At 36.0% G+C, this 13,443-nt stretch carries 11 protein-coding genes and 1 pseudogene; all 12 read left to right on the top strand.

The window, feature by feature from the left end:
* Positions 1–579: pseudogene (locus GNE10_RS22310) on the top strand (hypothetical protein); the annotation flags it as partial.
* 11 nt (positions 580–590) lie between these two features.
* Complete coding sequence (locus GNE10_RS22305) at positions 591–1,676, top strand: hypothetical protein (RefSeq protein WP_185567041.1); 1,086 nt, start codon at positions 591–593, stop codon at positions 1,674–1,676.
* A complete protein-coding gene (locus GNE10_RS22300) occupies positions 1,618–2,901 on the top strand; it encodes a vWA domain-containing protein (RefSeq protein WP_260447000.1) in 1,284 nt (427 codons plus the stop codon). Before GNE10_RS22305 ends, GNE10_RS22300 begins: the two co-directional genes overlap by 59 nt.
* Positions 2,902–2,909: 8 nt before the next feature.
* Positions 2,910–3,818, top strand: coding sequence for a hypothetical protein (locus GNE10_RS22295; protein WP_185567040.1), 909 nt, complete (start codon positions 2,910–2,912; stop codon positions 3,816–3,818).
* 27 nt (positions 3,819–3,845) lie between these two features.
* Positions 3,846–4,700: a hypothetical protein gene (locus GNE10_RS22290; protein WP_185567039.1), complete on the top strand. Its 855-nt coding sequence runs from the start codon at positions 3,846–3,848 to the stop codon at positions 4,698–4,700.
* 32 nt (positions 4,701–4,732) lie between these two features.
* Positions 4,733–5,629: an ARC6/PARC6 family protein gene (locus GNE10_RS22285; protein WP_185567038.1), complete on the top strand. Its 897-nt coding sequence runs from the start codon at positions 4,733–4,735 to the stop codon at positions 5,627–5,629.
* Between the two features lie 20 nt (positions 5,630–5,649).
* Complete coding sequence (locus tag GNE10_RS22280) at positions 5,650–7,074, top strand: serine hydrolase (RefSeq protein WP_185567037.1); 1,425 nt, start codon at positions 5,650–5,652, stop codon at positions 7,072–7,074.
* 53 nt (positions 7,075–7,127) lie between these two features.
* Positions 7,128–8,927, top strand: coding sequence for a VWA domain-containing protein (locus GNE10_RS22275; RefSeq protein ID WP_185567036.1), 1,800 nt, complete (start codon positions 7,128–7,130; stop codon positions 8,925–8,927).
* A gap of 136 nt (positions 8,928–9,063) precedes the next feature.
* Positions 9,064–9,360 carry a hypothetical protein gene (locus GNE10_RS22270; RefSeq protein WP_260446999.1) on the top strand — a complete coding sequence of 99 codons (297 nt, stop codon included), beginning with the start codon at positions 9,064–9,066 and terminating at the stop codon, positions 9,358–9,360.
* Positions 9,361–9,417: 57 nt separating this feature from the next.
* A complete protein-coding gene (locus tag GNE10_RS22265; protein WP_185567034.1) occupies positions 9,418–10,812 on the top strand; it encodes a VWA domain-containing protein in 1,395 nt (464 codons plus the stop codon).
* 92 nt (positions 10,813–10,904) lie between these two features.
* The gene (locus GNE10_RS22260; protein WP_185567033.1) at positions 10,905–11,468 is read left to right on the top strand and encodes an FHA domain-containing protein; all 564 of its coding nucleotides are present in this window, start codon (positions 10,905–10,907) and stop codon (positions 11,466–11,468) included.
* A gap of 94 nt (positions 11,469–11,562) precedes the next feature.
* On the top strand, positions 11,563–13,419 hold the full coding sequence (locus GNE10_RS22255; RefSeq protein ID WP_185567032.1) for a PP2C family serine/threonine-protein phosphatase: 1,857 nt from the start codon (positions 11,563–11,565) through the stop codon (positions 13,417–13,419).
* The last annotated feature ends 24 nt before the right edge of the window (positions 13,420–13,443 follow it).

Genomic DNA, 13,443 nt, shown 5'->3' with positions numbered 1-13,443 from the left:
GTATTAGTACCAATATTATTATCTATTTATTTAGTTGTAAAAGAAATTACGAAGCTGGGAGATAATGCAATTAATAGTGCAAATGATCTAGGAGAAAAGACAACACCTAATAATCCAAACAATGCTTCTGCACCAGGAAACACACCCCAAGTTAGTCCAAATTCTACAGTTATAGAACCTCAACAAAAGAAACCACAAAATACTAATATTCATCGACAAGCTTTAGAGAAAGGGTATAGCAATTTTGATAAAACTAGCAACGTTATTCAGAAAATTGTTGATGAGCTTCAGAATGAACATCAGCGAGAACCAGAAGAAATTCAAAAAGCACTAAAGTCTGTTTTACAGGATAACAAACTTAATTATCCAGGAGCTATTAAAAAAGAACTAAGAGATAAAGAGTTAATTACAGAGCGAAAAAGATGGGTAAATGCTATCTCCAATTACCAAAAAAATCAAAATCAAAAGGCAGATGGCATCATCAATAAAGACGATCAAACATATATAGACTTGAAAGAAAAGATAATAACCTATTTAAATCAAAAATCTCAAGAAAAAAATCCACCAGAAATAAAATAATAAATATAAATATGAGAATATATCTTTACACATTAGCTGGCATAACCTCAGCATTACTTGGCTGGAATATAGGTCAATTCTTCCTCACAGACTTAGGTTTACTAAAACAATTTCCAGAAATTATTCTATTTCCTTGCATTGCCATATCTCTAGCAATTGGCATGGTAATGAATGAAATATTTATCAGTAACCCTACCCGACCTAAACTCAGCTTTCGCATTGCAAAAACTCCTCTATTAATTGCCTTTGGTTTAGGACTCTTAGCAGGTTTAATAGCTGGAGGTATTTCTCAAATTCTCTTTTTACCTCAAATTCGCGTTCCCACTCCAATTGTTAGAACCCTTGGCTGGCTTTTAATTGGTGCTTCAGTCGGTTTGGCTGAGGGTTTAACTTGGCGCTGGCACAGCATGGAAGCTGGCGATCCTAAACGCTTTTGGCAACGATTTCTAACTAGCGTAATTGGTGCTAGTGCTGCAAGTTTAGTGGCTGCGGCATTATTTGAATATATCCGTACAGCTTTAGGTGCAATGCCATCTGAGTTTAAAGGTGTTGAAGACCCTTTAGGATTTTCTATTTTGGGTTTATTATTGGGTTTAGTATTTAGTATTACTAATTCTCCCAGTTATTTAGGTGCTTTGAGAGCAGGTGCAGGTTTTGAGTATACAGGCCCCAATTATCAAGATATAGATCCACAATTTCAATCTGTTAACCAAAAGCTTCCATATATAGATAATTCAGTACTGAAATTTGTTAGTGAAGGTGATACTTATGAAATAGAAGAAGGTTTGTCAATCCAATTACCTGGAACTGGAACGATTAGAATTGGTTCTGCTGTGAAAAAATCACAGATTTATATACCCGACTTACCCCTTCATGTTGCCGATTTAGTCTTAAAAAAACGCGAAGCAGTTTTGTCTCCTAATCCTCAGTCTTTCAAAACTATAGAGGTCAACGGTGAACGTTTAACATCACGCCGAGATATTCCTTTAAAACACAACTATGTGCTGACTTTTCATACAGTAAAGACGGATGGCATCAATGAAGAAAAATTTTATCGGTTCGTCTACTATAATCGATTTCTTGACCCACAAGCTTAGTTTATCAATGCTGATGCTAGCTGCATTTGCGTCTCCCAGTTTTGGACAAGCAAATGTAGCAGAAATTGTGGACAAACCTACTGTGAATGATGACCGAGTTACCATTCGCATTAAAGTCAAAAGTGCAGAAGAAAGACCTGTCATGGGTCTACAAGATACTGACTTTAAATTATTGGTAGATAAAAAAGAAGTTTCGTTTAAAAACAAAGATTGGAAAAGTCCTGAAGAAATTACGCCACCACCAGCTTGGATTATTGTACTGTTAGATTTTAGTGGCAGTATGAACCAGCTAGATAGTAGGGGGACAAAAAAAATTGAGGGGGCAATTAAAGCAGTTCGCCAGTTAACTAGCGTGTTAAAAGACCGTGGAGAAAATACCCAAGTAGCAATTGTTCCTTTTGGGGAAGCTGGAACTAACTGTCCTCAAGGATATCCTGTTACTCAAGATACTCTTGATAAGTTTTTTGCTGCCAATGATTTTAAGCTACAAAATAATCTTGATTACTTAGAGAGTTTAACTCCCTGTGCTTCTACCAACCTTTATGAACCTTTAAAAAAAGCAGTCAAGTTTTTAGCTAATACCGCAGACCCTCGCTTTTATCCGCCAAAAGATTCTCCTCAGTCTCAGCCTAGACTTTCAATTATTCTACTATCTGATGGTTATCACAATTTTGCGAATGAAGCCCAGGATTTTCAAAGTTTAATCACTCTTTTAGAAAGAAATACTAATATCATAGTTCATACCTTGGGGTATGGTTTGACCCCAGAACAGTTAGGTCAAAAATATAAACTTGGTAGACCAGCTATACGTGCAGATATTAATAGTGGTAAAGTTCCCGAAGCAGAATTTGTAGATAAACAAAGGTTAGCAGAAATTGCTAAAACTACTGGCGGGATAGCTGAGTTTTCTGGAGATGCAGAAGCTATTGCCGAAAATCTGCAACTTTTCCTCAATGCTTTGTTGGGAGAATACGAAATTACCTACACCCAACCTAACGCGGAACGTGGTTCTAAGCATGACGTGCAGGTTGTCGTGAATTCCAAAGCCGAGAAGCCAGTAGAGTCTGCACCAAAAGCTTACACAATAACTGTTTTTGGCAGATCGCTTCCCTTAGAAGTGCGACTGACTATGTTGGCGTGCATTTTAGTTTTGCTTTCACTCGGTGGTATCGTGCCATTTTATTTTTGGGGTCAACATTTAAAAAAAGAAGCACTGGGAGATTAATTATAGCAATGAATATTTTACTCAAGTTAACATTTCTAATTTCCTTCATTTCGTTAATTATCTCTGGTTGTACTCCTTCAGCAAATACACAAAATTTTACTGCTTCGAGTTCTAATAAATGTCCAGAGAAACCTGACGCTGTGCTTGATGCAAAAAAAGTCAAAACCATTAATTTTGGTTCACAAAAAATTACAGAATCAGGAATGGTTAGTCAGGATAAATCTGTAGGATATGTTTTTGAAGCTCAAGCAGGGCAAAAACTAGTTTATAACACTACTCAAGATGTTTGTATTTCGGTTTATACGCCTGACAATCAACTCCTCAATAGTGGCGTTTTACCCATAACCGGAAAATACACTGTTCAAATTGCTATACCTAAAGGTTCTACAACCTTTGATTTAGCTATGAATTTAGAAACAGAGTCAATACCATCTGTTCCATCTCCTACTGACACTCCCACAACTATCAACACCCCTATACAGATTACTCCCTCATCTGTAATTAACAATAATCTCCCAAGTCGCATTCCCATAGCTAGAAATACATCCCCATCTTTAACCACAAAGAGTATCTTCCGACCATCTGCAACAAAAGTAATAGAAGATTACTTTACCAAGATTAATAACGATCGCTATTCCGATGCCTGGAATATTCTACCTGTTGAACTTCAGGAAAATAAAGAACTTCATCCCAATGGTTACTATTCTTTCTTGGAATGGTATAGAGATAAAGTTGATTTTATCAATATTCATAATATCTCATTGGCAGAATCTAATCAAAATTATGCAACCGTAAAAATGACAAGTACTTATTACATGAGAAATGGACGAAAAGCTCCTGTAAATCTCAATTTTTATCTGATTTGGAATGAGAACCAGCAAAAATGGGATCTTAGCAAAACTCAAGTTATTAATTAATACTATAACTCCAACAATGAGATATTTATGATTGTTAATTGCGTAAATTTTATTTTGAAGAAATTACACGATATTGATGTAAAAAAAATACTATTTTCAACGATATTATTAATAGTTAATACTGGCTGTAATTTCCAATCTCAAACATCAGTTCAAGCTCCCGTTAATATAGCTGATGCTAAATGTCCAGATAAACCAGTGGGTTCGCTAAATCCCAAAAATGTTAAACAGATTCAACTAGCTTCTCAAACTATCACAGAATCACATCAATTGCGAGCAGGTGAAGATTTAGGATATACTTTTGAAGCTCAATCGGGTCAAAGGCTGAGTCACAAAACTAATGATGACATTTGCATGTGGGTTTACGCACCAGATAATCAAATAATAACTAGTAAAGACTTAACACAAACTGGAAAATATATAATTCAAGTTTCTGTACCTAAGGGTTCGACAACTTTTGATTTAAAACTGAGTTTAGAAAATTCATTTACATCTAACTTTTTAGATAATCCAACTAGCACTACAACTACAAATGTATCAACGTTAGAAAATCCCCCTGCTGATAATTTTGTAAGAACCCATTACATAGCTATTAATAATCGTCAATATAGTGCTTCTTATAAAAACCTTTCTTCTCGATTTATAAATGAAAATATTCCAGGTGGTTATTCTGAGTATCAGAGTTGGTGGAATAGAGTTAAAGAAATAAAAATTGGTGATATTAAACTGATAAAACAAAATAATCAACAGTCAATAGTAAATGCTGAATTGTGGTACACCATGAATGACGGGAAAACGTTCAAAGATTCTAAAAGCCGCATAGATTTAATTTGGAGTAATGCTACTAATAGCTGGTTATTTGACATGAAGGTTGAGCCTTAAATTTAAAAAACTATTATTCACTATCAAAGATTATGAAAAAAAGAATTGTTTACTTGACATTATTAATGATTTCTGGGTGTGGCTCTGGAATAACATCAACTCCAGTTTCTTCAAATTGTCCAGAAAAACCTACAAATACATTAGCAGAAAAAGATGTTCAAGAAGTTGTTTTAGACGAACAAACATTATCTAAGTCTGGTCAAGCTAATGCGAGTAAATCTATAGGATATGAATTTGCAGCTAAGTCTGGTCAAAAACTTAGCTTTTCAACTGATAGTGATATTTGTGTTTGGCTTTACGCGCCAGATAATCAGATTTTGAAGGGTGGCGATTTACCACAAACTGGCAAATACATTATGCAAGTCTCTGCATTGAAGGGTTCTAAAACCTTTGATATGAACATGACTTTAGGTGTTCTTCAAGCTTCTGCAAATCCAACTCCAACACCTTCTGTTACTGTTACTCCTAACCCTTTTGGTTTAATATCTACACCTACACCTACATCCACAGTCACACCAAGAGCAGATTTAAGTCAAGAACAAGCACTAAGTATAGTTCAGGAATGGTATGCTGCTAAACCTCAAATATTTGGACAGTCTTTTGATACTAGCTTAGTGGAAAAATTAACTACAGGAAAACTGTATGAAAAAACCACTAATTCTGACCCAGAAGTTGGCCCTATAGCTTGGCTGAAAGCTAATAATTCTTACTATAAATATAATCAATTTGAAATCAGAAGAGTTACAGGTTTTTCCAATTCCGGCAGACGACCATATATAAGAGTTAAAGTTTTTGAAGAACTATATCTTTACGGACAGAAAGGTAATATTGACCGAGAAAACTCCGGCTCTTTCCAAAATGATATTATCTATTTTTTTGAAAAAGATAATAATGGTATCTGGAAAATTTATGATTATTCAAAAACTTAAGATTATTTTTAGATAAAATAATGCAAAAAAAATATCGCAAAATCAAACACTCAATTAAATTAGATAGAGTAATTATTTTAGTAGTTTTACTCTTTTTACCCATCATTACACTAATAAGTTTGATATGGAATATAACTCATAAACAAGAAGTCAAAACCAGCAAAAAATGTTATTCAGAATCAAAAATTAATTTGCTAACAGGTAGTTACACAACTGTGAAAGGTATTGTGAATAAGAATCAACCTAATTGCTTTTATTTCAATACTTTATCTGAGGTAAAAATTTTATTATTTAGTCAAAATAAGATTGTTTTTAAGACTCCAACTAGCCATGAGAGTATTTTACAAGGTACATCTAATTTTATTTTGTCTGATACAGGAACATACTCGATTATTGTCAATACAGATAAAGAGGTTGAAAATTACCAAGTAGTTTTGAATTTGGAAAGTAATAGCTTATCTGCAAAACAACCGTTGCAGATAGAGGCATTACCTTATAAAGTAGCGACAACTATTGATGAACAAAAATTAATTTATAATGTAGCTACACCTCCGTCTCTTAAACCTAATTTAAAATTGCAAACAATAGTTAATGATCTTGTTAGTTTAGTTGCATCGAAAGATTTACCAATAAATAAATTATCTTTCAGTTTGATTGAGTTAAATAGTTCTAACTGTTGTGCCTATGGTCAATATTTAGATAAGGAACTGAGATTTCCTGCAAGTGTGGCTAAGTTGTTTTGGATGGTGTATTTATATGGAAAAATTGAAGCAAAAAGACTTCCAGAAGGAGCGGTTCCTTACAAAAATCTGGCGAAGATGATTCAAGACTCGGATAATGAGTCAGCTAGTTTGATTGTAGATACAATTACTCAAACAAAATCAGGTGAGAGTTTATCAATAGATGAAATTGATAAATGGATTGAAAAACGAGTTGCAATGAATTCATTCTTTGAACAAGCAGGATACGATCCCATTAATATCAGTCAAAAACTTTTCCCAACTGATTATCAAAAAAATGATGCACCTACTGGTAGAGATTTACAAATACGTGGCGGTGACGAATCCCATCCTTACAGGAATTATACAACTACATATAATGTAGCTCGGTTACTTTTAGAAATTTATCAAGAAAAAGCTATTTCTCAAAAATATAGCAGTAGTATGAAATTGCTGTTAAAAAGAAATTTGCATCCTAGTGCTTGGAAAAATAAGGAATTTAATGCTATCGAAGGCTTTTTAGGCGAAGCTTTACCTGAAAACGCTTACCTTGCATCAAAAATGGGCTGGAATTTTAACACCCGTAATGATGCTGCTATTATCGGAACTCCAGATGGGAAGCACAAGTATATATTAGTCATTTTTGGTGATGATCCTAGCTTTTATAAAGATAAAAAAATTTTTCCAGAACTGTCACGTTTGGTTTATGAACGTATGAAAAATTAGATTTATCTATAGTTAGCTGAACTACCAATATTTAAACACAAAGGTATTTGATTATGCAAAACTTATTTAGACAGTTACGAGCGAACAAACCCCTACTATTTGGAATATACGGCGCAATTGGTTGCCTAATTGCGGCAATTTTACTAGGAGAACCATTACTTGCCTTAACCAAACTGGCGCCATCTTCGCAACAAACTCCCCAAGCTATTGTTTTGTTAATTGATACTTCCTCAAGTATGAGCGATGGTAAATTAACAGAAGTTAAAACTGCCGCCACCAAATTTGTAGAACGTCGTAACTTAACTCAAGATAAACTTGCTGTAGTCAGTTTCGGATTAGAGATTAAAACTGCTACTCCTTTGACTGATAACGCTAACACTCTTAAAAGTGCGATCGCCAGTTTATCAGAAGATGGCGGTACTCCGATGGCACAAGGCTTAGACGCAGCTGTAGCAGAGTTGCAAGCTACCTCTCTACGTCGCAACATCTTATTATTTACCGACGGCTTGCCAGATACCCAAACTCTTACCTCCTTTGCCGCTGAATCTGCGAGAAGTCAAAGAATTAATTTAATTGCGGTTGCGACTGGTGACGCTGACACAAATTATCTAGCGCAACTTACAGGCGATCCCTCTTTAGTCTTTTATGCTAATTCCGGTCAATTTGATCAAGCCTTCCGCAATGCTGAAGCTGCTATCTACAAGCAATTAGTTGAATCTGAAGCAACAGGAGATTATGGTGTAATATACTCTGCCCTGCGAATTGGTGGTTGGACAGCTTTTTTGGCGATGGGTATAGCGCTTGCTCTGATTATGGGGCAAAACCACTATATGCACCGTCGTCTCCTCACATTTAGTAAAGGCAGTGTCAGTACTATAGGTAGTCTGGCCGCTGGTATGGTTGCAGGAGCAACTGGTCAATTACTTTTCTTGCCACTCACGAGTGGTATTCCTAACATCGCTCTGATTCAAAGTGTCCTTAACTGGTCAGTTTTCGGCGCTTTGGTTACAGGATTTTTGTCTTTGTTTATACGCCGACTTAAAAAACTACAACTATCAGGTGTATTACTTACTGGTGCTATCAGTGGTGCTTTGGCTGCTGGTGCTTGGCTGATGTCTGCTGCTTATTTAGGAGATGTGTTAGCGCGATTTATTGCTGCAATTGTTTTTGGTATCTGCATTCGACTATTATCTGGTTCTACCTTATTAAGTTTAGTTGCCTTGATAGCAATAGCCACCTTTGGCCAATTGGTATTTTTGTCGATTCCTGGTTTTTCCATCTTAGAAACTATTGGCAGAATCATAGGCTGGGCAATTTTAGGCTTATTGGTAGGTGGTGGAACACGCTTTTTTGTACCCAATCTCAAGCTTAATAAAGCTTTATTGGGTGGTACTATCGGTGGTACTTTAGGAGCCATTGGTTTTTTAATTGCTGCTGGAGTTTTTGGAGATATCCCCGGTCGTTTATCAGGTGCAGCCATATTAGGTTTTTTCATTGGTTTGATGATTGCTTGGGTAGAACAGGAGCAATTAAATCAAGAACCATATCTCTTGGTGCATTGGACACCAACTGAGAAAACATCATTACTACTTGGTGCAAAACCAGTTGTAATTGGTAGCTCTGTTGATGCCCAAATTCCCTTAAATGCTTCAGAAGGATTTACACCGATTACAGCCAAAATTTATCAAGAAGGAGCCAATATTGTGATGCAATTTGATAATAAATATGCAGCAAGTAAAAATATGAAAAAAACTATACAGGAATTAAATGTAGGTGATACGCGCAAGCTTGGTAATATCACCATAGAAGTCAAAGCTTCTACTAATCAGCAAATATTAGAAAAAAATCAATAATATTACCAATATCTGGCTCAGTGAGGTTTATAAGTGAATTACAAGTCTCATGGTAAAATATAGATTTTCTTTGAAAATTAAAGGTGACAATAATGAATACTCATATTTTTTAGATTTAACCCCCAATCAAGAAAATATGCCTGAGCAAGTTTTTATTTTATCAATTCGTGAAGATATTCGCCTAAATCTTCAAAATAAAAGTTTATGTGCCATCAAAGACTCTCATCTGAATCAAATTATTAACACTTGGATACAAGATATTAAAGAAGGTTATCGAGATAGTACTTTGACCTTGCAATTACCTTTATTAATAGAAGCAGGAATTGACCAGATAAATGAACAGGGTAATCAAGAAAATCCCACTATATTTAATCCGGATTTATCTGACATAGAACCTGTATTTGGAATGCTACCACCATTAAATTTTTCTTAAGTCATTTGATTAAATTGTCAATGTATCTACAAAATATTTAATACCAGGAGAATTACAATGAGCAATGTACTAAATGTATCTATTACCCCTCACCGGGAATTTATGCCTGCCGAGATCGAGGGACAAAAGCTATTTCTGATGCTGAAACTGCGACCAACAAAAGAAGTTGCGGTTTCTCGTCCACCTACTACCTTCGCTTTTGTCATTGATACCAGTGGTTCAATGTATGAAATAGTCGCAGGGGAAACAACGCCGACAGGTGTAACGTATATCCAAGATGGTAAAGAATATAACCAAGTAACAGGGGGTAAAACAAAAATTGATATTGTTATCGATTCCTTATTAGCACTAGTGCGTTCTGGCAAATTAGGAGCAAGCGATCGCGTGGCGATTATCCAATTTGATGATACAGCTTCCCAGATTATTGGCTTAACTCCAGCAACACAAATTAGCCAATTAGAAAATGCGATCGCTCAACTTCGCAATTTTTCTGGCGGTACTCGTATGGGGTTAGGTTTGCAGCGTGCTTTAGATATGCTTGGTAGTCAAGATATGTCTGTCCGACGCACCCTTCTATTCACAGATGGTCAAACATTTGATGAAGATATATGTCGAGCGATCGCATCAGATTTTGCGACTAAAAATATCCCAATTACCGCCTTGGGAGTTGGCGAAGACTTCAAAGAAGATTTACTTTCTCATCTGAGCGATTCTACAGGTGGAACCCTATTTTATGTAGTTCCTGGAAACGCTGTTGGCACTCAGGTTTCGATTTTAGATTTACCAAATAGAATCATTGCCGATTACATTCAAGCACAGAAAGAAGTTATTACCAACTTAGCTTTAACAGTCAAAACTGTTAAAGGTGTAGAATTGAACCGCATCGTCCGTGCCTATCCCACTCAAGCAGAATTTTCCCTTACTCAAGAACCTTATCCCATTGGCAATGCAGCAGCTGGTGATGAAACAATCTTTATCCTCGAATTCAGCATGAACAGCCGTCCTGCATCCCGCGTCCGCATTGCTCAACTTGGTTTAACCTACGATATTCCGGGACAAAACCGACGCGGTGAATTTCCACCCCAAAACTTAGTAGTGCAATTTGTCGCTGGACAGGGAGGTGCAGCGCAAGTCGATCAAGAAGTAATGGATTATGTACAGCAATGTAATATTTCTAACTTAGTTAACCAAGCGACCAAAATTGCTGACCGCGACCCACAAAAAGCCGAAGAACTATTAGAAACTGCGCGGCGCATGACAGTGAGAATTGGCAACAAAGAAATGGAAGAATCGCTCAACGGCGCTCAACAAGAGTTACGTAAAACTCGCCAAATATCTGCCGGAACCCGTAAAACTGTCAAAATGGGAGCCAAAGGTAAAACTGTAAAAATGGGTAGCGATATTAATGACGAACTTTCAGAAGAAGAAATGCGTAAACTCACAGGAACTTGAACGAATTTTTGATTTTAGCTTACTAACTAAAAAAATCATCAACTAGCAATTACTAATCACCAATTTTGTTAACAACCTAAGGAAGTAGACCCATGATTACTTGTACAGCTTGTGGCTATGATAAAAACCCAGATGATGCTGAATATTGTGATGCTTGCGGTTCTGAACTAAAAACAGTAGTAGCACCGATATCTAGCTCTTCCGTTGCACCTACTCTTATCCAACCACCAATAATTCAGCCACAAATACCAACACCACCAATACTACAACCAACTTATCCAACTTCTACCCCTACTTCTCCTACCTTCTCAACTACTGCAACAACAGCCAAACTTATTTCTAAGCAACCAGGTTCTCCAGTAGTAGAATTTCCCTTAGATAGTAACGCTGTGGTTGGTATGTTTGACCCAGACATAGGGCCAGTTGATATTGACTTAGAAGAATTTCCTGGTGGCGACACAGTTTCACGCAACCATGCAGAAATTTACCTAGAAAGTGGAGTTTGGAAAATCAAAGACCTTGGCTCTACCAATGGCATTTTTATTAAACGAACTGGGCAAACTCGTTTTGGAGCTAGAATTACTGTACCTGAAATCATAAATTTTGGAGACGAAATTGCCTTTGGTAAAGTGCGATTCCTGTTTCAAAGCACTTAATATTTACTGCGGAAGTGGGAGGTTGTTCATCCCATTTCTAACCTTTCATAGACATTTACAAAATTTCATAAATTGATTAATAATTGCTTTCTCTATGACATCACCTTCAACAGATGCAAGCAGCAGTTTAGTGATTCAGGAAAACCAAAGCTTTCAAATAGATAACTTTCAAGTGGAAGTTATATCATACCTGGGTCAATTTACAGCGGATGTGTACAGTTTTAAAGTTAAAATTTTTTCTATAGATTCAAATAGCACTGCAAGCAAATTAGGCTTACTACGGGTAGGTTCAGATCGAGGTGGACTATACCGAGAGTTAAAATTAAGGGAAGCTCTCGCAGATTACAAAATGATTGCAGAACTTATCACTCACATCACAGTAGAATCTGTAATTGTCAATACTATTTCACCTGTTTTAGATATGGAAATTCAAGAAAATGAACAGGAGGAGACAAAAAATAAAACAGAAAATACTGAAATTACAATTAATTCAAAAAAACTAAGTTGGAATGAAAATTTAACTGACGATAATGAAGCAAAATCAGTATTAATTGATGAAGATGCTTCACATCTCTCTAGCCAATTAGAAACAGACTCAGAATATTTAGATGATGAATACTATCCAGAAGTAGAAGTTTGCTCTGGTGACTCAGACAGTAAACTCATCTTGCTTAGTGATTTTTTAGAAGACACGAAAACATTAGATAATTGGTTCAAAATAGAGCATTCATTAGAAGAATCTTTATATATAACTAGCCAAATTTGTCAATTTTTTCGTTATGTTTATGAACGTAACTGGTGTTTTATTTCCATAGAACCCCGCCTGATTGAAACAGGAACTCCCAGCCGATTTTTTGATTTAACTAATGCCTATCCTGTTGGGGAAATGCTAACCTCTGGTTTATTAGGAAATTATTGTGCTGCCGAACTTGCCTATAACAACAATCCTATTCATGAATCAATGAGTAGCTATACAGTTGGAGCATTATTATATCACTTTATTCACAAACAACCTTTGTCACCACATCAGGCCATTGACCTGAAAATTAGCCCTATTCCCCGGATTTATCAAATACTAAAAATTTGCTTGTCTCCTGTTCCCGAAGAAAGATTTCCCTTATCTCAACTTCTGGGCATACTAGTAGAAACTCGTCAAGCTATTCGCACTCCTAAAATTAAGTGGAATGTTGCTAGTCGCTCAACTGTAGGATTATCAACTAGCCGCTTGCAAAATGAAGACAACTATGGTGTTAGACAACAGCAATTAAGTGATGTTGAAACAATGATATTAGGAGTTGTTGCTGATGGTATGGGTGGGATGTCTCAGGGAGAAGTAGCAAGCAAACTATCTGTACAGACAATCTTAGATGAACCTATACCGTCAGAATTTAAAACTGTAGAACAACGCAATGAATGGTTAATATCATTATTTCAAAAAGCCAATGATGTTGTATCCAAAAATGTCAAAAAGGGAGGAACTACCCTCAGTTTGATATTAGCCATAGCACAACAATTAATGGTAGCTCACGTTGGCGATAGTCGTATTTATTTATTACGTCAAGGAGAAATACGTCAGTTAAGTGAAGACCACTCTCTTGTGGCGATGTTAGTTGCTAGTGGTCAAATAACAGAAGCAGAAAGCCTAGAACATCCAGACCGTAATGTACTTACTAAATCTCTTGGTTCCAAAAGCAAACTAAGTGATGGCTATGTTCAAGATCTAAAACGTACTACTCAAGAATTATCAATGACTTTAGAAAATGCAGATATTTTGTTGTTATGCTCTGATGGAGTTTGGGATTTAGTTGCTAAAAATGAATTTGTAGAAATTTTTAATAATATTCAAGACTTACAATTAGCCGTTGATACAACTATTGAACGAGTTATTAAAAGAGGTGCGTCGGATAATGCGACTCTTTTAGCGATGCAGTTTTTGATGGAGAAATTATAAATATTTAGCAAATCAGTTAATATA

This window comes from Nostoc sp. 2RC (assembly GCF_014222165.1).
Classification (GTDB): domain Bacteria; phylum Cyanobacteriota; class Cyanobacteriia; order Cyanobacteriales; family Nostocaceae; genus Nostoc; species Nostoc linckia.
Note: the sequence above shows the minus strand (reverse complement) of the source record. Positions and strands in the feature narration are given on the sequence as shown.

Excerpts from the sequence above, each read along its gene's own strand:
- GNE10_RS22265 (WP_185567034.1), top strand. The coding sequence starts at position 9,418 with ATGAGCAATGTACTAAATGTATCTATTACCCCTCACCGGGAATTTATG.
- GNE10_RS22285 (WP_185567038.1), top strand. The coding sequence starts at position 4,733 with ATGAAAAAAAGAATTGTTTACTTGACATTATTAATGATTTCTGGGTGT.
- GNE10_RS22255 (WP_185567032.1), top strand. The coding sequence starts at position 11,563 with ATGACATCACCTTCAACAGATGCAAGCAGCAGTTTAGTGATTCAGGAA.
- GNE10_RS22270 (WP_260446999.1), top strand. The coding sequence starts at position 9,064 with ATGCCTGAGCAAGTTTTTATTTTATCAATTCGTGAAGATATTCGCCTA.
- GNE10_RS22260 (WP_185567033.1), top strand. The coding sequence starts at position 10,905 with ATGATTACTTGTACAGCTTGTGGCTATGATAAAAACCCAGATGATGCT.
- GNE10_RS22280 (WP_185567037.1), top strand. The coding sequence starts at position 5,650 with ATGCAAAAAAAATATCGCAAAATCAAACACTCAATTAAATTAGATAGA.
- GNE10_RS22295 (WP_185567040.1), top strand. The coding sequence starts at position 2,910 with ATGAATATTTTACTCAAGTTAACATTTCTAATTTCCTTCATTTCGTTA.
- GNE10_RS22275 (WP_185567036.1), top strand. The coding sequence starts at position 7,128 with ATGCAAAACTTATTTAGACAGTTACGAGCGAACAAACCCCTACTATTT.
- GNE10_RS22300 (WP_260447000.1), top strand. The coding sequence starts at position 1,618 with ATGAAGAAAAATTTTATCGGTTCGTCTACTATAATCGATTTCTTGACC.
- GNE10_RS22305 (WP_185567041.1), top strand. The coding sequence starts at position 591 with ATGAGAATATATCTTTACACATTAGCTGGCATAACCTCAGCATTACTT.
- GNE10_RS22290 (WP_185567039.1), top strand. The coding sequence starts at position 3,846 with ATGATTGTTAATTGCGTAAATTTTATTTTGAAGAAATTACACGATATT.